At 58.6% G+C, this 21,001-nt stretch carries 12 protein-coding genes, 2 pseudogenes and 1 other annotated feature; of the genes and pseudogenes, 6 read left to right on the forward strand and 8 right to left on the reverse strand.

The genetic code is table 11. The features are described 5' to 3' along the window. Positions 1-10: 10 nt before the first annotated feature. Both X756_RS1000000167505 and X756_RS150815 read right to left on the reverse strand, forming a co-directional pair. Positions 11-367: an ArsR family transcriptional regulator gene (locus X756_RS1000000167505; RefSeq protein ID WP_081726248.1), complete on the reverse strand. Its 357-nt coding sequence runs from the start codon at positions 365-367 to the stop codon at positions 11-13. A 237-nt stretch (positions 368-604) separates the two neighbouring features. Continuing rightward, positions 605-946 carry a recombinase family protein gene (locus tag X756_RS150815; protein WP_023724679.1) on the reverse strand — a complete coding sequence of 114 codons (342 nt, stop codon included), beginning with the start codon at positions 944-946 and terminating at the stop codon, positions 605-607. A 388-nt stretch (positions 947-1,334) separates the two neighbouring features. On the opposite strand from X756_RS150815, the gene X756_RS150810 reads away from it, so the two are divergent. The 3 genes and pseudogenes from X756_RS150810 to X756_RS01000000165560 all read left to right on the forward strand — a co-directional run bounded on the left by X756_RS150810 (position 1,335) and on the right by X756_RS01000000165560 (position 4,106). After that, complete coding sequence (locus tag X756_RS150810; protein ID WP_023671839.1) at positions 1,335-1,637, forward strand: hypothetical protein; 303 nt, start codon at positions 1,335-1,337, stop codon at positions 1,635-1,637. After that, the gene (locus tag X756_RS150805) at positions 1,634-2,110 is read left to right on the forward strand and encodes a type II toxin-antitoxin system VapC family toxin (protein WP_023685624.1); all 477 of its coding nucleotides are present in this window, start codon (positions 1,634-1,636) and stop codon (positions 2,108-2,110) included. The genes X756_RS150810 and X756_RS150805 overlap by 4 nt, the downstream gene beginning before the upstream one ends. A gap of 806 nt (positions 2,111-2,916) precedes the next feature. Continuing rightward, a pseudogene (locus X756_RS01000000165560) lies at positions 2,917-4,106 on the forward strand (IS256 family transposase). A 574-nt stretch (positions 4,107-4,680) separates the two neighbouring features. On the opposite strand, the pseudogene X756_RS1000000167515 reads toward X756_RS01000000165560, so the two are convergent. Continuing rightward, positions 4,681-5,233 (reverse strand): annotated as a pseudogene (locus tag X756_RS1000000167515) (SulP family inorganic anion transporter); the annotation flags it as partial. A 70-nt stretch (positions 5,234-5,303) separates the two neighbouring features. After that, positions 5,304-5,359 (reverse strand) — a sequence feature (sul1 is cis-regulatory element that is thought to sense ions involved in sulfur or methionine metabolism; They are found in Alphaproteobacteria). 483 nt (positions 5,360-5,842) lie between these two features. On the opposite strand from X756_RS1000000167515, the gene X756_RS1000000167520 reads away from it, so the two are divergent. Further along, positions 5,843-6,070, forward strand: coding sequence for an exopolysaccharide production repressor protein (locus tag X756_RS1000000167520; protein WP_245264517.1), 228 nt, complete (start codon positions 5,843-5,845; stop codon positions 6,068-6,070). A gap of 2,446 nt (positions 6,071-8,516) precedes the next feature. On the opposite strand, the gene X756_RS150795 is transcribed toward X756_RS1000000167520, so the two are convergent. From X756_RS150795 to X756_RS150780, 3 genes are all read right to left on the reverse strand, one after another. Beyond that, positions 8,517-9,935, reverse strand: a complete 1,419-nt coding sequence (locus tag X756_RS150795) for a hypothetical protein (protein ID WP_023730049.1) — start codon at positions 9,933-9,935, stop codon at positions 8,517-8,519. A 609-nt stretch (positions 9,936-10,544) separates the two neighbouring features. After that, on the reverse strand, positions 10,545-11,276 hold the full coding sequence (locus X756_RS150785) for a hypothetical protein (protein ID WP_023699091.1): 732 nt from the start codon (positions 11,274-11,276) through the stop codon (positions 10,545-10,547). Positions 11,277-11,579: 303 nt separating this feature from the next. Further along, positions 11,580-12,335 carry a methyltransferase domain-containing protein gene (locus X756_RS150780; RefSeq protein WP_050589264.1) on the reverse strand — a complete coding sequence of 252 codons (756 nt, stop codon included), beginning with the start codon at positions 12,333-12,335 and terminating at the stop codon, positions 11,580-11,582. A 615-nt stretch (positions 12,336-12,950) separates the two neighbouring features. On the opposite strand from X756_RS150780, the gene X756_RS150775 reads away from it, so the two are divergent. Together X756_RS150775 and X756_RS0134460 are read left to right on the forward strand one after the other, a co-directional pair. Further along, a complete protein-coding gene (locus X756_RS150775; protein WP_156941378.1) occupies positions 12,951-14,138 on the forward strand; it encodes an FkbM family methyltransferase in 1,188 nt (395 codons plus the stop codon). 104 nt (positions 14,139-14,242) lie between these two features. Further along, positions 14,243-14,971 (forward strand): glycosyltransferase family 25 protein, encoded by a 729-nt coding sequence (locus X756_RS0134460; protein ID WP_081726976.1) that lies wholly within the window; start codon positions 14,243-14,245, stop codon positions 14,969-14,971. Between the two features lie 80 nt (positions 14,972-15,051). On the opposite strand, the gene X756_RS0134465 is transcribed toward X756_RS0134460, so the two are convergent. Beyond that, the gene (locus X756_RS0134465) at positions 15,052-16,179 is read right to left on the reverse strand and encodes a glycosyltransferase (RefSeq protein WP_023730056.1); all 1,128 of its coding nucleotides are present in this window, start codon (positions 16,177-16,179) and stop codon (positions 15,052-15,054) included. 10 nt (positions 16,180-16,189) lie between these two features. Then, positions 16,190-19,942 (reverse strand): glycosyltransferase, encoded by a 3,753-nt coding sequence (locus tag X756_RS1000000166720; RefSeq protein WP_023730057.1) that lies wholly within the window; start codon positions 19,940-19,942, stop codon positions 16,190-16,192. Between the last annotated feature and the right edge of the window lie 1,059 nt (positions 19,943-21,001).

A 21,001-nucleotide genomic window follows, 5' to 3' on the forward strand; every position in this document is an offset into this window, starting at 1 on the left:
TTGGATTGACCTATTTCACGATCAAGCACGCGGTCCCTTTCGGCCGCGTGTCTCGTACCGCTTCGAGCCGCTGCAGGTCCTGTTTATGATAGCCGTCGCGATGGGGCAGGAGATCGACCAATAATTGAACCAGCCCGCCGTCGTTGGATCCTGCGTTGAGATGGTACGAGCGCCACGGAGGCTGTTCGTTGCAGCAAAGAAAGTCGGCTCTGGCGAGCAGCCGGACGTGTCGCGCAACCCGCTCTCGACACACGCTCAGAATCTCCGCTAGCTCGCAGACAGTTAGGTCCGCATGCGCACAAAGGCCCAGGATTCGAAGGCGGTCAGGATGCGCTGCCATGCGTAGGCGACTAACCAGTGTCATCATGGCTCAGGACCAAGTCCTACCGAATTTCTCATTTCGCGTTCTCCGCAGAAGTTGCGATTTCGAAGGGTTGTCCAACGACCGGACAAATCTCGGTGGCCGTGACGACCGTCGATATCCTGTGTCGAACAAACAAATGGGCGCTCTTCTTGCCTTTAGCCGAAATTGCAAGCAGTTCGGCCAGTCGAAGACAAGCGGGGCCACGGTTTGGAACCACTGACCTCAGACGTTGCAATAAGCCTACCATTCACAGCGAGCCGGAGTTGCTAAGAGTCTATGAATTTCCTTGAAGGATCTGTTGCAACGTTTGCCCAGCCTGGCCTGCTCCCGGTTTGCGGTCATGGTCAGGCGATCCATCGCCTCTGCGAGCACGATCAGGAATTTGCCCTGCATCGCATCGCTGATCAGCTCCTGAAGGCCGGGACGCAACAGCGACCCGCCGCAGATCGCGCGGTGGGTATTGCTGTCGACGACTGTCCAGCCTTGCTTTTCAGCACGCAAGCAGCAGAGCCGCAACTGATCCTCGATCGAGGCGTCTCGGTGATTGTCAGTTGAGTAGCGAGCGCCAAGCGCGACCTTCATGAGGCGGCCCCTTACTCCGGGACGCGGTCTCGCGTCTGGCTATCCGTTTCGGCTTGAACGAAATCCCGTGCGGCCTGTCGCGCCAGCAGCCGGACCAGATTGACGAAGCGTCGATCGGGCTTCGGCGACGCAGACACAGCCGATTCGCGGGCCGCGCCGGCGACCACACGAAGCTTTTCGGCTGTTGCCGTTTCGGCGCGCTCTGATCGCGTTCCTGTCCTGACGCGAAATACTCCGTTTCGCGACAATGATGCCAAGTCACAGTGCTTCGACAAGCTGGAATTCTATCAACGCGCGTCGCGCAGGAGCCAGTGCTGCCCGATGACGGGGCACCTTGTGCTCCGAAGAAGCCATGGCTATATATCCGGATAGAGAACGGAGGCACGCGATGGGCAACACTGCACAGAAGAGAGCCATCGAGAATTATCGCTCTCGCCTGGCTGAGCGCGGCATCGCGCGGTTCGAGATCCAGGCCTTCGACGCAGACCGCGATCTACTGCGAACTCTTGCCCGAAAATTAACGGAGAGCGGGCCGGATGCCCGACAGCTTCGTCGGACCATACAGCAAGCAGTGGCGGGTGAGCCACCGAAAGCGGGCAGCATTCTCGCCGCGTTGCGTCGCTCGCCTCTGGTTGGCTCCAATCTCGACCTCAGCCGGCCGCGCGAAGAGGGGCGCAAGATCGACCTGTGACGCGCTACCTTCTTCATACCAATATCATCAGCAACGTCATAAAGCCGGAGCCTTCGGGCTCGTTGCTGGCCTGGATGGGCGCGCAGAAGGACGAAGACCTCTTCATTGCTTCGCTTACTGTCGCCGAAATTCGCCGAGGCATCCTAGAGAAGCCGAAGGGGAAAAAGCGCAGCAGCCTTGAAACTTGGTTCGAGGGCTCCGAAGGCCCGCAAGCGCTGTTCGCTGGCCGCGTGCTATCGTTCGACGAGAAAGCTGGCCTCGTGTGGGCGCGGCTGATGGCCAACGGCAAAGCCAGAGGCCGTTCGCGGAGCGCCCTAGACACAATCATTGCCGCTGTAGCCGAAGCCAACGAGTGTGTCGTAGTGACCGACAATGAAAAGGACTTCGAGGACGTTCAGATAATCAACCCGCTCCGTAGCTCTGGAAGCCAAGCGGGTGATGATAGCTCCAACGGTCCGGCCGTTTCAATTTGAGGATTTCAGCGGCACGGAGTCCGAACGTCTCGTGTTCGCCTACCTTTAGCGATGGCTGGATTGATCTTACTTAGTTCGGCCAGGGACGTCTCTTCCAGTTCCGCTTTAATGCCATCCCGGTTCATCTAGTCAGCTCGATCTACCAACAGTTCGCACGCACGAGCGCCGCGAACAAGGCGCGATCGCAGGGACTGCGCGATACGCGTGTCGAGCTCGTCCATCTTACACTCGATCTCGTCTTCGAGGCCCTCTCGCCAAACGCCACTGTAGTCCATCCCGCGTGCGCCTCGGGGGCCTTCATCGAGGGTTTCTCGCCACTGGTCTGGCGCGCTACCAATGGCAAGTTCGCCCGCTGGGAACTCGTCGGTCTGCACTCCCAGCTCTGGGCATCCACATCAACTGCGGAGCTCTTCATAGCCGTGTTCTTCCTTTAGCTGGCAGCTCTCGAGCTCGACGAGCAGCCGATCAGCGACACCCGCGACCTCAAGTTCGACCCGGTTGACTCGATAACACCCTATTGGCAGATTCAGTCGGGGAGGATCTGCCCACTCCGATCACAAGCCGATCTTTCGACCCGTGGTCGGGAATTCTCCATGGACCTTCGTGAAGAAGGAATGCAGCGCCGAAAGCCGAGGTAGTGTGCTGAGAGTTCTGCAAATTCGCTGAGAGGGGGCGGTCATGGCAGGCTGGTGATGTTCAACGTCACCGATTCCCTGGAAGGAACGCCACCATGACCAAGACAGAAGGTAANGTCATGGCAGGCTGGTGATGTTCAACGTCACCGATTCCCTGGAAGGAACGCCACCATGACCAAGACAGAAGGTAAGACCGCCAGCGCTGCCGTCAAAGACATTCTGCTTTCGAACCCGGATGGGCTGCACGAAGTGATCCGTGCGGTAATGCAGGAGGTTCTCGAGGCCGAGATGGAGGAGGCGCTGGGTGCTTCGAAGGGCGAACGCACGCCTGAGCGCCTTGGGTATCGCTCGGGTTACTACGGCCGCCCCCTGGTCACCCGGGTGGGCAAGCTTGAGCTGCGGGTTCCACAGGACCGGGCGGGTCACTTCTCCACCGAGCTGTTCGAGCGCTACCAGCGTTCGGAGCGGGCCTTGGTTGCGACACTGGCGGAGATGTATGTGCAGGGCGTGTCGACCCGCAAGGTCAAGGCGATCACGGAAGAGCTGTGCGGCCATGCCTTCTCGGCTTCGTCGATCTCGGCCATCAACAAGCGCTTGGACGAGAGCCTGAAGGCGTTTGCCGAACGACCGCTTCAGGAGCCATTCCCCTACCTCATTCTCGATGCCCAACGAGAAAGTGCGCGAAGCCGGCATCGTGATGAGCCAGGCGGTGCTGATCGCGGTCGGCATCGACTGGGACGGGCGCCGGCAGATCCTGGCCGTGGAGATGGCCAATCGCGAGAGCCGCTCGGCCTGGAAGGACTTCCTCGTCGGCTTGAAACGACGCGGTCTCAAGGGCGTCGAACTGGCCGTGTCCGACGACCATGCCGGCCTGGTCGCGGCGATCGGCGAGGTGATCCCGGAAGCAGCATGGCAGCGCTGCTACGTCCACTTCCTCAGGAACGCGCTCGATCACCTGCCCAGGAAGCACGGCGACGATTGTCTGCAGGAACTGCGCTGGCTCTACGACCGGCGCGATCTCGCCGAGGCCAAGGCCGATCTCGCCGCGTGGCTGTCCAAATGGTCCGCCCGCTACCCGCGGCTGACAGGCTGGGCCGAGGATGCCATCGAACAAACCCTGACCTTCTTCAGGCTGCCGAGACAGCACCACAAGCATCTCAAATCCACCACTGGAGCGGCTCAACGAGGAAATCCGCCGGCGCACCTATGTCGTGCGCATCTTCCCCAATACCGAAAGCTGCCTGCGCCTGGTCAGGGCGTTGGCCGTCGAGACCAATGAAAACTGGATGGAGGCCAACCNATACATCAACATGGACGACCTGCGCGAGCACAAGAAGCTCGCTCTGCGCCAAGCCGCATGACCAGCATCATGGCCGCCCCATTTTGCAGAACTTGACGCACACAACCTTGAAGAGGCCGTTTGGAGCGCTCTTGGTACAGATTGGCAACGGAGACGTTGGCGCGCAACGCGCCTCCGGCAGATCGCTCCGAGTTCGCTAGCGCCGTCCACGCATTCCAGGTGGGGGACCTCACGCACCTCCAACGCCGCAGCCACGGCCCTGCTGTCGTCCTGCCACCGACTGGTCGGCCTGCCATGGGCATTGACCGAAGAGTCCAAATCCACGACGGGGCCGCGCCAGCACGTGGTGCCGCGGCTAGATCCCTGGCATGCGACCCGATCGCTCCACGACCGATAAGGAGGTGGCTAGGCCTTCGTCGGTCTGGTCTACCCGCCTCGCCCGCGCGGGTCTAGGCTCGAACCACGTCCCTGCCGGTTTGGTCAGCGGCTGTCATGCCCGCGACCCGGAGATATGCCGTGACGCCGACGGCGGTCGCGCCAATAACGGAAAAGACGATCTGCCAGGTTTCCAAAGGCATCATGTGCTTTGCGATACCATGGGCGGCATGGTAGCCGGCAACGATCGCAGGCGCGGTGAAGACCAACGTGATCGCCAGCTTGGCGAGGATGCACACCAGCGGCGAAGGCACAGCCTTGGTGACCTAGGGAAAGAGATAGATGATGCCGAGGCCTGCAGCGACCATGACATAGGTGAGCAAGGGGACGCCAATGAGTTCGGGCAGCTGGCCCATGAATATAAGGATCGCCAGTGCGTTGACGAAGCCGGTCATGACCGAGCGCGAGACGAAGCGCATCACGTGGCCAAGCTTGATGAGGCCTGCGCCAATATGGATGACGCTGGCCAGCACGGTTGCGGCCAGCAGATACTGCAGGCCGTGGTCACGGACCAGCGTGACCAGGACCACCGCTGTGGCCGCCGTGGCCGCTGAAATCATGCCCGGCCGGCCGCAGGCTGTTGCGGAAATCACCGCAACCGAAAACGAAGCATAAAGCCCTTTTTTGGGTCAGCGCCGGCAATGCTCGAGAACGCGATCGCCTCGAGGATAAGCGCCAGCGGACAACGAGGCCTGCGAGCAGGTCACCTTGGATGTTGCCGAACCACTGGTCGCGACAGCTATGCAAAGAAATTCGGATTTCGGTCAAGTTACTAACGCACGGACCAAACGGGGCCTGTCCTGCAAAAAGCGTCATGCGGTTGAGTTGTCCGGCGGATTGGCGGCCGGAAGAGCCACCCGGAGTTTCAACGGGTCCAATCGAGACGACGCACTTACACGCATATCCAGCTGCAGCGCAATATTTCTTAGTGGCACAATTGAAGGCTCCCAGCATTTTGAGGACTGGGATGCGTTCGCGAGGTTGGTCGCGGAATGGCAGTGATCCCGGTCAACCTTGCTCCTCAAAGTTGATGTTGAAATTCAGTTCAGGCGGAACTCAATCAGGTGATCGAACGCCACCGCCCCATTTGAGGTCGGGTAGATTGTCGACCAACATGAGGCATGCGAAGCCGCTGCGCCCGGCCCCGCCGGTAAGGCTCGGAGCCTTCTATTTTGTCCCCGTGCTCTAACCAGAATGGCCGCGTAAATAAAAAGGACCAAGAGCCTCATCACCTCAGCATGGCGCTTGCGCAATGACTAATTTAGTGAAACCTTAAATGCTCATGGGAGTAGACGAAAGACCGGTCGGTCCAATATGGGGCGGCATTGAACATAAATGTTTTTTCCGCGATTCCTGGTCGGGATGTTTGCCACGTCGACCGTGGTGGCGTTATGGATTTACCTAGCAACGGGTTCGTTCTGGAAGTCGCTTGCATGGACCTTGCTGATTTTGGTCATATTCCAGGTTGGATATTTCCTGTTTTCATTCGCACTTTTCCACACGCTTTGGACGAAGAGAACCGACGAAAAACCGAACACCCCCGAGCCTACCCGTCGAGACGGTGGTGTCTCATCTAAAGGCGGCCGATGATGCCCAACAAGCCGGCCACGCACCATCGTCAAATCGCCGGGGAAGGTTGACCGTCTTAAATCGCGTCATCCTTGGGCGGCAAGCGCCNGCGCCTCCCTGAAATGTCGCAGAGGAATGACGCAAGCCTTCCTCGCGGCGCAGGTTCCTCACGCGCCGATGATGCTGTCTTTGCAACCAACGATCTCCCCACTGTTGTTGGGTAGCCGGGCCGAGGCTTGCGTTTGCACATGATCGGGGATGCTGCCCTGGCATCGCGGCGACTGGCCGAATAGGACGACAAATGACGCAGGAACTTGGACGCTACAGATGCGGTGGCACCAGCGGACAGGAATACCGTCGTTGAATACCAGAATATGGTCGGCTTCGACGCCATGAGTGGCCGACAGATAGGCCGAGAACGAAAGAGCTTCGCTTAGTGAATGGCGGCGCTGTCAACTCACCGACGACAACACCATTCAGACACTCAGCACCCACGAGTTCATCCAAAAGGTGGATTAGGCCAGCGTCGATGTTGGTCCAGGGGGCTCCGAACTCAGCGTGTGGTCGGTCGTCCTCGAATTCACTCGGAGGGTTCTGCGGGCGCTCGTTCCCGCTGACGGCCTCCACCCCAAGACGTCAAGCGATCCCGGCGGCAGCCAGCTTGCGCGCGGGCCTCGTAGGTGATCACGCCATAACGCCGATCGACCGAATAGGTCATGACTTCAACTGCGGCGGACCAGATGTCTGCTTGGCCGGCGCCGCACAGCCCAGCAGATCCCACCTGGCGCCGGCCGCCTTCTCGAGCGTTTGCTGCGGTCCATCGTCCAAAAGGCTGTGTTCCAACAACTCTAACGAGAGAGATACACTCCTGCTACTCGGCGCCGCTTCCCTCAAAGCGCTGTCTGGTAAAAAGGCTCGGCGCCCTTCTAGTTTGTTCAGGTTCAAAAGGAGGGCGCCGGCCCCAGACTTTTCCGCCCAGAATGGCGATTAGCGCTTCGGGGTGATCTCGTCGACCCTCACCTGTCGCCGATCTCTCTCGCCCAGGCCAGCGCCCAGGTCTTGGCTTTCGTGGTCAAACACCGTTGAGCAGTGAGGCGCTTCAAACACGCTCACAACAGGTCGCCACCGACTCGTCGAGCATGCTCCACCTTCGCTTAGTCCATAAAGGTGTGGTGCGTTCATATTAGCATGAGCATATATAACTTGGCAGCCGGCCATGTCCCCAGTCCCCAGCCGGTTAGGCCCGGCTGCTCTCTACCCCCAAAGAAAGCCGGGCCGCCCCGCAGCCAGAGCGTTCCGTGCTTGGTAGACAGCTCGCCAGGCCCCAACCACCTCGAGCCCGGCGAGCCTGACCTGGATCAATGATCGGATCAGGACCGGGGTCAGCCGGCAAATATCTATGCAAGAGCGGTGTCACTTTGTTAGCGCTGAAATGGATCAGTTTTCACAGGACCACCAACCCAGCGCAGCGAAACCAACTGCTGGGACAAGCATACATGCACCGAACCGCGACCGGCGATTCAATTAGCATGCACTTAATTATCTCCATAACATTTTAACGAATCGTTGACCGCGCTGTCCCAGAATAGGACGGCGCGGTCAGACCCCAACCGGACTGCGCAGGCGGCTTCGGCACTCAGCGCCCGCCGAACTGTCGGAGCCGCCACCCACATCCCACATTATACCAGCAATGGTTGAATCAACTATTACTGCGCGTGCAAACGGCCTACCATGGGAACAAAAGAGGGATTCACATCGAATACGGTTCGATCAGGATCGGACCATGGAAACAATTCTTTGACGATCTCTCCCCAACCGCGATCGCTGACTCATAGACCTCCGTCAGGTAGGACGAGATCAAAGGATCGCTGCGCCACTCAACAGCTCGGCAAAGAGGGCCGTAGACCTCACGTTTGGTTCCGACGTCCACGCCGGCCGGGGTTTCGTCAAAGATGAAAGATCGGCAAGAATGTCCCATTGAGCAGGACCTCGACGTCCTTCTCGACCATGCCCAGGCGCGGGCTCGACGATCTCACACTCAAAGTTGCGACCTGACGAAGTCGAAGCGTTGAATGGGTGATGCGCCCGTCGGGCGTTCATGGTTGTAGTAGCACCGCAGCACGATCACACCGGATCAATTGTCAACCCATCAGCCCTGCGCTCGAAGGGCCTCCTCTATGACCTTCGTGATCTCTGCTGGTGGTGAAGCAGATGTGTCGCTGCCAAACTTCTCGAAGGCAAGATCGACTTCAACTACCCGCGCTTGCTGCGCTGCGGAACTGTGATGCGGCGGTTGCGTCGCTGCTTCCTTGAGGTCGGAAAAAACGAGCGGGCCAGACAAAGTTCGCACGCCTGCTTTGCTGTCTTCGGTTCTAATAGAGCCAAGTGTGAACGGAACGCCGGGCGCTGGATTGTGCGCCCAAAAGGATCACTTTGTGACCACCAGCATCAGTACCGCCGTCGCTCCCTACGACGCTGCACGCAAGCTCGGGCGGGAACGTCGTCTGGTTGTGGAGCGGGTTGGTTCCACTGCCATGCTGCCAACACCAACAACGCCCTCACGCTCCCTTGCGCTCGTTACTTTGTGCAAACGCTCATAGGGCAGCAACTCCTTGACCCGCGTACCAAGCGCAACAATTTCTGCCCGCAAATCTTCGCATTCCTGCCTCTGGACTTCGTGCTGCATCTGCTCGGAGGCGTATTGCGCCGAGATGTGCGAGAGGTCCGCAGTCAGCTTCGAAAGGTTCGTCATGTGGGCTTCGCTCTCTTTCAAGAGATCAGAATACCTTTCATCCGCAACCTGCTTTTCGGCCATGGTATCGCTCCATTGAGCCGTCAGCCTGGCGATTTCACTGGATGCTACGCTTGCCTCGTTCGTTGCCGCATCCAGTCGCGATTGAAGACTTTGAATTTCAGATCGCAAACCTCGCATCTCTGCGAGACTGCGTGCACGTTCGGCTCCCGTGTCATCTTCCATGATGCGTGCGGCCTCTGCCATTTCCGACAGTTTCGCCTGCGCGATCTCAAGCGACTTCTGCAACCGCGTTTCGTCCTTCTCGCTCCTGCCGAGCGCAGCCAGCAGTTCGGAATGCCGCACCGCATCGTTGGCGTGAATCGTCGACAACTCATCAAGCCTCCGCCTCGCCTCAGCTTCCCGCTTTTGCGCCTTGTCGAGGTCGATCGAGAGTCTGACATGCTTTTCTCGCAAGGTATCGTTTTCGCGCGCCCGTCTATCGGCCTCGGCTGTTCTGGCCGAAAGAGCTTTGGCCGCCTCGCCGAAGTCCGCCTCCCTTATTGCGATGGTAGTGGCCGCTTCTACAAGTTCCAGCCTTACGGCGGCGAGCGCACTACGAAGAGCGTCCCTGTCCTGGACCAAGCTTACTTCGCGCTGCTGTATGGCTCCGAACGCGCTGTCGTGCTCACGTTGCTTCCTCATCGCATCGTGCAGCTGTTCGGACAGGACCATGTGTTCTCTCGTCAGGTTGGCATTTGCCACTTCCAGTTCGTTGGCACGAAAGAAGTCCGCTTGAAGGATCTGAAAAAAATCGCGTGTGTAGTGGTGCGAAGTTGCAACCTCCATTAGCTTGGCTTTGACATCCTCCAAATGGCCTTCCGCATCCTGAATGAGCATCTCAAATGAGCTCAAAGCAGCCAGCCGGCTCTGCGTATGCGAAGTTAGCTGGCGAGGGGTTTCATTGGGAGTGCCCTCGGGTTGCAGGGCATCGGTCCCTTTTGCGAGGCTGTCTTTCGAGGCACTGCCGTCGTCTGATGGTGACACCTCGTCAAGGCTCAGGGAGATGTTCAAAGCCTCGACTAGCTCTGTCTCGAGTTCCTCGGCGGCTCTTTCCACATTGTCGTAACGTTTGATCAGGTTCGATAGTTTCATGACAAGCTCTCCCGGCGCACCACTTTGAATTAATGGTTCGGCAACCAACGATTACACACCATATACCGCTCCGGGAACGACGACTGCCATGCAATCGACTATATTAGATCATTCTAAAGCAGTACGCTCGCAAAGGGGGGAGTGCCTGCTTCGGATCAATCCGGTGATCATGCCGCCAAGTCGAACGTCTTCTTTCGGGAGACGACCAAGGAAGCCTCAACGGCCGACATTGGCGCGAAGGCGCCGATCATAAGGGGCATACCAGACATTCCGCAGCTGATCGTCCACGTTCCCGGTCGTATCATCCCCTTCCACCTGGTCGATCGGAGAACAGCCTGCATATACTCTGCGAGGTCGAGTTCGCCGCGCGCCCGATCTATAATAGAGATCGGGCCTGGCCGGGCGATCCCTTTGCCCAACCGCAGCATACTACAGGCGGCGAGCGGCGCCCTCTCCTCCTCCCCCGCTGGCTCTAGCGGAGTGGATTCTGCCGCGGCCCGTGCAAGGCTTCGCAGAAGGATGCTGTCTCGTGCGCGTCAACGCTTCGCAATTGCCTCCTTCGGTGCAGTTCCGAAGATCAGAGTTGGTTTGTTCCTCACCCCTTACCGATCAAGCGATGTGCAGGAGTTCGCGCAGCCGGACCGGCAGTCGGGGCGAGGCTTGCAGTTCGGCGCAACTCGCCTCCCATCGATTCAGATACTCGGCGATCGGTACACCTGTGCGGCCGGGCCATCGGTTCAGTGCGCCCAGCGCCTCGACACAGTCGGGCGCCGCCTCGTACTCAGTGAGGATGGTCTGGGAGATTGCTTGGGCAAACGGATTGAGACCGGGTATTTCGATTTCGCTGCGATGATCGGCGAACCAGGCGGCCGGGTCGCGGCTCAGCCCCTGGCTGTCGGCGAGCGCGGCGTAGCCGCGGACGATGTTGTCGCGATACGCCGCTATGGCATCGCCGAACGCGTTGTCGCCGGCAAATGGCGGACTCTCTTTCCAGTCCTTCGCCAAGCGACCAAGACCGCGCAGCGAGAAGGCCTCAACCAACGCTTCCTCCAGCCACTGGCAGGGCGGCGCCGGCTTGGCGTCCGCCTGCCAGCTGTTGGCCATGACGTGGCCGAGCTCATGGCCGAATTGGTAGGCGAGCTTTGACCAATCCCGTTCGCCAATGTCGACAATGATCCACGCCATGCTGCTACCGTCGGGGTGCAGCCAGATCGCCGGCTGCCCCGAAGTGTGCTCGTCGACACGAAGTCGCGTAGGCTGGCCATCGGAGAGCAGGCGGACGCCATCCAGGCAGGCGTGCCGCGTGCGCTCGACGACCTGATCTGCGGAGCGCGGAAGCATGTGACCCCAGTCGCCGGCGAGTTCGATCGGGGCGGTTAGTAGGGTGGAGGGAACGGCAAGGGGCGGCACGGACACCGCGTAGCTTGTGCCTGCTCGTCCCGGCTGCGTCAATGCCGCTGGGATCAAGTTGCGGATCGCTGCGCCCGCAAACAGTGTAACGAAATCTCGTCGCCGCAATTGGGTCCCTGATGTCCGACCGCTCGAACTTAGAATACCTGATCCGTAAGGCAAAGGGTCGGGACGCACGGCGCGTGTCAAACAAGCTTTTGGCCGCGGTTTGCGAACGCCTTGCTGGCTGCGCGCTCAATCATCCGTTCCTGACCTTTGCCACGCCGCAAGGTAATCACTTTGGTAAACTTTCTGCTCGCCGTCAGAAATCTCAAATGTCTTCCTGGCTGCCATGAGGACGTATGTTCTAGCAGTGCTCATTGTCATGTTTGAGCGCTGTCCGAGAACAGCCGGGTCGGGAACGTCTCGTGGATTGGGCTTCCCCACGTCGTCGACCAATTGCATCAGCTCTATCTCGAACCCGTTTTCGCGAGAAAATGTTCGCCATAACAAGTCAGGACTAAACTGGTAAAGGCCATGTCCAAGAAAGTTATTTGCGCCGTCCACCATCAAGAATATGCCGCCGACTCTTAGCATCCTCTTTACGTTCGAAAATGCCATTCGCGTATCAAACACATGCTCAATCGTCCCGCCGTCGAAAATACAGTCGAATTGATTTGCAAGTTCATCAGGAATCGGATCGTTCAAGTCGTGAGTGATCTCGGCTCCTTCGAAGTCAGAATAATCGAGTGACCTTATCGCCTTGCTTCCCAGATACTTGAATAATTCCTCGCAATATCCCGTTTCTCCCTTGATATTTTCGATCGATACTCGTCTGTCATATGAACGAAGGACGGAGTTTCCCAAGGTGCTGTCGTGAATGTGGTAACCTTGACGTCCTAACCACAAGGTTTCGCCAAGAGACCGCCCGCGGAATTTCAGGAGAAAATCCATAACGTATATATCGACACCCATCAACTTGCCCCCGCCACGGCCTTTGTATTTGGTCACTTATCGATGTGTGCGTAGAATCAACTGCCGATGCCGGACGACGACTTGACATCCTGTGCGACCGATCGGCGCGCAGCCCGTACATTAGCACGACTGTGTCCAATTTTGAGCAAAGAAGAACCAGATCTCTACGATTCGATAACCCCAAGGTCTCGGTACCCAGTTGTTATCCACTTTTGATTGACACTATCGACTTTCGTGTTTCGGCCTCAAAGCCGCATGACGATGTCGATTGTGCCATCAATATGGCGTGCGCTCCGTTGAAATGGCATCCGATATGAGGGCAACAAGTTAAGGGGGAGTTCTAGACCGGGTCGCCGACCGAACCCTTTCTTGTCTATGTTGGCAAAATTCGCTTTCGAGGATCAGCAAGGTGCGGCTGATAGTCGATTGGAGCGCAAAGCAACTTCGGGGGTACACTGGTCGGCCGCGTCATGGCGGCATAGTTATTGCTGGCGGGTCCGATCCGGTCAGCGCAGCGGAAATCAAGCTGTCGCCCCCAAACAGTGTAACGATATCCCGCCGCCGCGCTTCGATTCCCAATATCCGACCGCCACGTTTTAAAATACCATGTCAGTCCACGAAGGCGAAGGCTCGGGAAATGGGGGATGAGGAGTGGGCGAGGCCATTTTTTCGCGAACATACACAGGGGATGCTTTTTCAAGTTGGCAGGTGGCGAATGAAATATCAGTTCGCCTTGAAGACGGATCCCTTGTCGTCTCGGATACGGAGCGGCACAACTGGCACCTGTTGCGCCTCCATAATTCAGCTTTTCTATTTAGAACTATCAGGCTGAAATGTTTGCTGAAATTTCGCCCTGACGCTACCGCCAATTTCTACATCCATCACTATGGCTCCATCGATGTAGCGGAAATTTCTGCGGACGGGTCCATAGTCAATGATGGCATTTGCAGGAGCATAGCGGTTGAAAAGAGTTCCGAGGGGCTACTTGAGGTAGAGGCGACATTCCTGAGCTGCCATTCAACCCTGTCCATCGGCTGCTCCAAAAACCGCCACCCCTTCTATGCTGGCACTGGACGCGAACAGTTCGTCCTCGTCAGCGTTCTGGTTGAGACGTTTGACGCGTATCCTGAATTGTCCCGTACGCCAGCAGAGGAGCGCATTACGCTTGTCGATGTCGGTGGCCAAGGGGGCCTGCAACTCAAGTGGATGCTGAGAGCCGATCAGATTACGCCGGTGGTTTTCGAACCCATACCGTCGGAGGCTGCAGTGCTAAGGCAAACCCTTGGCCGAATCCCCGGCGCTCAGGTAATAGAAAAGGCGCTGGCCCACACCACAGGCGTTCAGAAGCTCCACATTACAGCGGATACAAGCTGCTCCTCCTTGAGGGAGCCAAACTTCGACGTGCTGCAGCAGTATTCGGTAGCGCCAATTTTTGTCGTGGTCGGCACGCAGGACGTCGAATGCGTTCGATATGACGATTTGTTCCGAAGGCACGCCGCTCCGTCGCCGGACGTGATGAAGATAGATGTTCAAGGTCTTGAATACGAAGTTCTGCTGGGCTTTGGGCACCTTCTGGAAAATTGCCTGGCCATCGAACTGGAGACGCACGTAGTCCCTATATACAAAGGTCAGAAACTACTCGGTGATATCATCGATATGCTTGGACTTTTCGGATTTTCCCTACGGCACATCAAGCAAATTCCGCATTTCGACGGCGACGCCGTTGAGTTTGACGCTCTTTTTACGAAACGGCGCGACAGGGCTATCGCTTTTTCCGAGTCGGCAACGCGAAAGTTTGCCACAATTACCGAGGTCTTGGAGATTGATCCATACTTTTGACGGAGATGCCTGCGTCGTCCAGTCAACGATTTTTGAATTGGTCGCGCTCAGTCCGTTACATGTGAGAACGAAAATCACTGCCTGGCGAGGATACGGTGAGACGAATGATAGATCACGTTCACGTAATCAACCTTGATCGCAGCGTTGATCGTCTCGAGAGATTTCGTAAGACGAACGATCATCTTAGAAGTATTCGGAGATTTCCTGGAACTGATGGTCGACTTGTGGACCGTGATCGGCTTGTACAGGACAAAATCATCTCGCCGGATCTAGATTACGCGGCTGGAAGTTTGGGCTGCGCCGTTTCTCACGTCGCGCTCTGGAAAGAAGCTGTTCGACGGAGTGAGGCAATAACCGTGGCCGAAGACGATGCCATCTTTTCTCGTCATTTCGAACCGCACATGCATTCACTGTTGGCTAACATTCGTGACTGGGACTTCATCCTTTGGAGCGCAAGCCTGCGGTGTTACGCTTGGCTGGATGCCCTCCCAGGCGGAACTGGCGCGAGGCTTGAGTTCTTTTCTGGAGAGGTGATGACACATGTCCAGGATTTTCAAGAGGCCGAAACGGAACCCGTTCTTCTGCGAGCACACCATCTTTTGGGTCTTGTATGTTATTCAGTTTCTCCAAACGGGGCACGCGCGCTGCTCGACTGGTGCCTTCCAATACGGCCGATGATCATCGATTTCGCGGGATTCGGCCTGAGGCTGAACAATGCTGGAATTGACTGCATCATGAATGGGGTAATGCCGTCGCTGAAAGCGTATGTGTGCCTTCCACCTCTGGCGATCAGCGATGAACGACCCGAGGAATCGGTTCGGATCAACACATGAAGTGACATCCTGCGAAGCAGGCGCCCACGCAGAGTCGCATGAACCAGATTAGCCCTTCGCAGTAGATCTGCATTTGCGGCTCAGCCGCGTTGCGTGGCTGCGGCATCTGTGGGTGCTCGTGTCTCGATATCTCCGGTCCGCTCCTCCTCCCGCAGCCGAACGAAAAACTCTAGATTGTTCTTGAGTCTCTGGTTAACTGAGTCGAGTTCAAGTGCCCTTTGCCCCCATTCTACCGCACGGTCCATCGCATTGAGATGCCATGACGCGATGGCGCCGAGGTCAAACAGCCGAAATCCCCAGCAGTTCTGATCGTCCAGATAGCTTCCGGTGCGGTGCGTCCTCTCGATACCGTTGGTGCAAGCCCAAAACAGATTCAACCAGTCCGCTTTGCCGTGGAGCTCTTCGGCCAGGTCGGCCCAGATCTCGCGGCGGTGCGGCGCTTCCATCCGCGCCTTGTCCAGCCAGGACAAGCTCTGTTCCGGGCGCATACGCGCGATATAACGCATGGCCTCGGCTCGTTCTTCGCCCCACGTGCTTGTCGGCAAGGCAAGATAGCGCTCAAGCAACTCGACAGCCCGATCCTTCTGGTTGGCCCACATCAGGTCTCGCCCCAGCCAGAAGCAGATTTGTGCGTCGGCGGGGTCTTCCTTGTGCGCCACTTCCATCAGCGGCAGGTAACTACTCCTTGTTGGCTTGGTAAGGTCCTGCACCTCGAACATGACAATGTCGCTGCTGCTGGCCGTGACCTCCCTCTCTCCCGTGAAGACCAGGGCTTCGTGAACAGGCCTCTTGAAACGATATCCCCAGCGATGATGAAAGTTTTTCGCTGGCCAGTTGCGAAGTGGGGTCGGGTCGTCGACGCTCGCTCTGTACACTGTCTGACAATAAAGGGCTGTCGTCTCGCGAGTCCAGACAGCCTCGAGCTTTGCCCGCCAGCCAGGTTCAAGGAACCGGTCCATGTCCATTGTGCAGCACACATCCACGTCGTGCGGGATCAGTGCCATCGCGGCGTTGCGGGCATCGTCGAAACGCCATGGGCGGACCGCTATCCTGTGCACGGTAACGCCGGCAGCGGTCAGCCGTTCCACCGTATCGTCGGTGCTGCCCGTGTCGGCGACAATGCGATAGTCGGCGTCGACGGCCGAATTGGCCCAGCGCTCCGCGTTTGCGGCTTCGTTCAAGGCGATGGTGTAGACAGCGACTTTCACGGCGCTCTGCTCACTCACGCGCTGGTGCAAGATTTCGCCTGGCGGACATGCCCGACGCGCCCTTGCGGATAGCCACCAGGCCTCCCAGCAGTTTCGCCCGATTCAACTCGTAGTGGCTGTCGAAGAACAGGATCTCGGCGAACTGACCGGCAAGCGCGCTCACGCCCAGCGGATCGACCGACCGCGCGCTGCCGTACTGCTGGATTTCCCGCAGCAAGTTCTTCGTCAGCGTGATCTTGCCAAGATCCTCGCCCGGCGGCTGCCAGTCGAGGTCTTCGATGAAATACCAGCCGCCCTCCGCGAGCAGCGGGAAGAACTCGCGCAGGGTGAGCTGCTCGTCGAACGAGGCGTGGCTGCCGTCGTCGATGATCGCGTCGAACGAGCGCGGCTCGAGTTTCGCCGCGACTCCGCGCAGATCATCCAGCTTGGATTGGTCGCCGACGAACGACTTGAAACGTTCATTGTTCAGGCGGGAAAAGTCCGTCAGGTCGACGCCGACCACCTGGCAAAACGGAAAGTAGCTCTGCCATAGCGCGACCGAAGGTGTCTCGCTCTGGTTGTCCGCCAGCCTGCGGCAAAGCCCGATTTCCATGAGCCGCCGCATGGCCAGCCTTCTGCCCGACAGCAGGCGATCGTAGACCCTGGCATAGGCATGACGGTTGCCCGTATGCCGGTTCTTGTCGGTATTGAAGCGGTCGGCGAGAGTTGTGAATGCCGGGAAACTATCGAGTGGGTTGATCAGCTGCGAGATCAACGGTGCCCCCTCGCCGCCCGGCCGGGCGTCGTTGCGGGCCGTCCACAGGTGGATACCGAACACGCGGGCATCGTTCAGATAATCGGTCAATTCCGATAACGGCCTATCGAACCTGTCGATCTCGGTCCAATCGATCGCGTTGAAGAACATCGGGCTGAATACCCGGTCGCGCAGCTCGGCGCCGGCTACGGTCGCGATGTAGTCGGAGAGCAGCTTCGGGCCGATGTCACCGAACTCCTTGCCGCGCGCTTCTTGGAAACGCTCGAGCGACAATTCGTATAGCGCCCTGAGGTGGCGGCTGTAGGGCTTGGCGTATATGACGTTGCCGCAGATGAAGTGGCCCTTGTGTGCTCCCCGCCATTGCAGATTGAAAAAGTGATCGCCGCGAAAGGGGAACGGCCGCAGCAGGATCACGTCGGAATCCATCCACAGGCCGCCATGTTCGTAGAGCAGGGCGTAGCGGAAAATATCGCTGAAATATCTGATCTCGGAGCCGGCGACGATGCGCTCGAACAGGGCCTGCGGCATGACGTCGTCGGCATTGCGGACCTCGATCCCGCGCCGGACGAGGAATTCGAGCTTCTCTGGCGCATAGCTCCACACCCGCACCGGATGGCCAGCCGCTCGCATCGACGTTGTGGCGCCAATCAAGGTACGATGCTCAGCTTTGTCGGACATCACTTCATAGAAGCAGTTGATCTGCGGAAGTGCGGTGTCGTCGCTGCCAAGGAAGGGATAAATCCGCGCGTCGAACTGGCGCGATCGTTGCCGTCGTTCCAGCGGTGAATCCACGTCGCGCAGAAACGGCGCGAGCTCATGAAAGATCTCTTCTGTCGACTTCATGCTGCCGGTGCCGAAGTCCTTACCTTCCAACGGCGCCCGGTTTGCATCACCCATGGCCCCACCGTCGGCGCGGCCAGGCTTGATCGCGGCTTTCGTTGGAGGGGCGCGAAAGACCGGCGTCGACAGTGTCTGCTTCGTTCCTGGATCAGCCACCCCCGAAGACAGGCGATCCACATCCTCTAGCATCCCTCCCACATCCGCCTCATCGACGGTCGCGATCCAGCACTCGCTGTCGGCAACGCTGTAGGAAATCAGCAAGCGCTTCTCATCGGGATGCCAAGCCAATCCGGCAGCGAACTCGGCGCCCTTTTCGTTGAAGTAAAAGGGACGGCTCACCTTTTGCAGCAGGTTCATTGCGTCGAACCAAACAAACCGATGCAGGCAGTATCGCCTGTTCTCGGAGGGTCTCCATTGCACCTCGTGAATCAACATTAGCCAACCGCCGGCGAAAGCGACCTGTTGGCTTACGCCGCCGAATCGTTGGGCCGCAATTCCAGGAGAGGTCTCGCTGATCGTTTCAGCTCGCTCATCCGCCACCCGAATTGGATCGCCGAAACAGACCAACTGCAGCCGCTCCTCGCCGGCTTCGCCTGATGTGACCTGCGTCATCCATTTCCTGTCGTGCGCACTCGGCCCCGTCGCGGGCAGCACGCGCAGGTCGGTCATCCGGTGGTGGCCGGTTTCGCTGTCGTCGACGCGCATGATGACCTGCTTGCCCTCGCTGTCCGCCAGATCGCGGACGGAGGCCGAGCCCCACAGCTTACCTTTCCAGGCGAACAGACGCAGGTCCTCGACGCCGGCCTCGCGCATGTTTGTCGGCGGCAGCATCTCGGTTGTCGATCGGACGGCGAGCCCATTGGTCAACCGCAGAAGGAAATTCCGAGCGAGGATCGCCTCGCCGCCTTTCGTCCGGAGATGGACGCCGTCTTCGCTTGTGGTGTAGTTCACCGCTGCCTGAGCAAGCACAATCTCCTTGCCCAGGCGCGCCACCGAGGGGCTTGACGGCCTGTAGCCCTCGGGCGCAGCGAAAACGATCGGATGAGCGCTGAACGACGGCATCGTTGTCTTGGCTGGCTGCATATAGAAGAACAGGTTGGACCACGCGAGATCCCTGGGTCCATCGCCGATACTGCGGTCCAGCGCTAACCAGTTGCAAGTCGCGAAACCGCGATCCTTGCGCACCGGGTCGCGCGCATAATTCGCCGCGATCGCATACTCTTCGCGCAGGCCTGTCGTGTACACGAAATCCTCGAGGAACAGGATGTCCTGCTCCGGCCGCTTGATCGCCAGCCCTGCTTCGGAGAACAACACGCTGGCGTCGTTCATCCCCTTCTCGCGGTAAAACCGTGCCAGGTCATAAAGTGGCTCGGCGCGTTGCGGCCGTTGATTGAAGGCGGTAAGCGCCTGTTGAACAAAGCCAGCCTCGTCGCCGAGTTTGCGCAGGCAGCGCGCCTCCTGCAGGCGGGCATTCCACGCCTCCTCGTCCCAGCCGCCCATCGCGGCACGCTTGGCGTAGGCCACCGCCGCCTCCGCCGTCCGCCCAGCGTCGCGGTAGGACTGCGCCAGGTAGAACCAGTAGCGCTGATTTTCCGGATCGTTCTCAAGGGCGTCCAGCAAAAGCCTGGCATCACGCTCGAACTTGTCCACCCGGTTCGAGCCGCTGGCGTGGTCCTTGTACCAGGCACCCCTCAGTTCCTGCACGCCACCGGGCACGTCGAGATATTCGTGGGTCACGCCATGGTAGCGGGCACCGGCGTCGCGTTTGACAAGGCGCGTGTTCCAATAGGCCAGGCCGGAATCCGACCGCTGCAACAGCCGGTAGCCCGGGCCGTCGAGCCCCTCGCGGAACCCCGTATCCTCAACCATCAGCTCCATGTCGGCATCGTCGAACAGCAGATAGTCATAGGCGAGCGGCGAGGCATAGGCGTGATCGAGCGCGGCGTTGCGGGCCTGCTCGAAATTGTGGAACGGGAACTCATGCAGCTCGCCAGGCAGGTTGTGGACGGCAAAGAACGCCTTGATGAAATCCTGGGTTCCGTCGTTCGAGCCGGTGTCGCCGATGACCCAGCAGTCGATGTGGTCGACAACCGCCCCGAGACAGCGTTGAAGGTTCGCCATCTCGTTCTTGACGATCATGTTAAGGCAGAGGCGCTTACCGCTTGTCATATGCTGACTTTCGACCCCCATGACTGCGGGCTGAAGCGGTTACATTTGTGCCATGGTGCCGTCGGGGACAGGGATCCGTTCCAGTGCGGACTTATCCGGCCTTCATGTCCCATGCACATTTTCCCCTGCCTCGGCCATCTGGATGCTACCTCAGCGTGATCCATTGTTAGCCAGCACCTTCCGCCGCAGCAAGGGTCTCGCGGTCACCTTGGGCGAGGCTTTGCGAATTGCCCTGTAGGCTCGATCGCTACGTACACCCCCGCCGCGATATCAAGCGTTCGTCGATAACGAAGGTGGTGTATCTTAAGCCCCGGATTTTTCGATGCATTTGGCCGTATCCGCGCCATCTCGATGTTTTCCAAGGTAGTAAATCGTGGTTGGGCAATTAACAAATTGTAAACAGGTTATTTACAAGTTGCTAATTTTATAATTTACTAATCTCTTATGTATGGGAGGGTTTCCGTGGACCGGGCAGTAGGCCTGTCGGTTCGCGCTGTCTGCGAAGCCAGGAGAGTATCTGGAGCAAGTGCCACTTCGTGCGTGAGGGCGCAGAAAGTGTTTGGCGCAAGGAAGACGTCATCCAACGTTTTCCCAACCTGATGTTCCCTCGCAAGTAGTCGATTTCCCTCGCAAGTTGACACGCGTGTTGGGAGTTGGCTGTGGTCGGTGTGATACCAAGTGCGAAACGATGCGTCCGCAACGCAGGTTTCTGCTTCGATCAATCCCCCAATTATCTGCACCTGGCCGCCAGCAAAGATTGCCTGGCGATTGATGAGTATTGCTCGGTGCCCTGTGGACCGCCGTCCAGTTGCGAACTCCACACTCATCTCATTGAAGACAAGCGGGGCGCCGTTCGATCGGCCGGCACGAAGAGGCCTTCAAGTATTGAGCGCCCGGCTCGTCGCTCTGCGCGGCGCCCGCCGGTTTACGGAGCTGCTGGCTGCTCAATGCACGCGGCTCGAGCGCCGGTAGAAGCTGCGACCGGCCTCAGCGGGCGCGGGCGCCCGGCAGCGATAGAAACCTAGGCACGAAACAAGACAAACGGCAGCGCATCCGCTG

Origin of the sequence: Mesorhizobium sp. LNJC405B00, from assembly GCF_000502615.1 — a bacterium.
GTDB lineage: Bacteria > Pseudomonadota > Alphaproteobacteria > Rhizobiales > Rhizobiaceae > Mesorhizobium.

Excerpts from the sequence above, each read along its gene's own strand:
- X756_RS1000000167505 (WP_081726248.1), bottom strand. The coding sequence starts at position 367 with ATGATGACACTGGTTAGTCGCCTACGCATGGCAGCGCATCCTGACCGC.
- X756_RS150815 (WP_023724679.1), bottom strand. The coding sequence starts at position 946 with ATGAAGGTCGCGCTTGGCGCTCGCTACTCAACTGACAATCACCGAGAC.
- X756_RS150810 (WP_023671839.1), top strand. The coding sequence starts at position 1,335 with ATGGGCAACACTGCACAGAAGAGAGCCATCGAGAATTATCGCTCTCGC.
- X756_RS1000000167520 (WP_245264517.1), top strand. The coding sequence starts at position 5,843 with ATGTTTGCCACGTCGACCGTGGTGGCGTTATGGATTTACCTAGCAACG.
- X756_RS150795 (WP_023730049.1), bottom strand. The coding sequence starts at position 9,935 with ATGAAACTATCGAACCTGATCAAACGTTACGACAATGTGGAAAGAGCC.
- X756_RS150785 (WP_023699091.1), bottom strand. The coding sequence starts at position 11,276 with ATGCTTCCGCGCTCCGCAGATCAGGTCGTCGAGCGCACGCGGCACGCC.
- X756_RS0134460 (WP_081726976.1), top strand. The coding sequence starts at position 14,243 with ATGATAGATCACGTTCACGTAATCAACCTTGATCGCAGCGTTGATCGT.
- X756_RS1000000166720 (WP_023730057.1), bottom strand. The coding sequence starts at position 19,942 with ATGACAAGCGGTAAGCGCCTCTGCCTTAACATGATCGTCAAGAACGAG.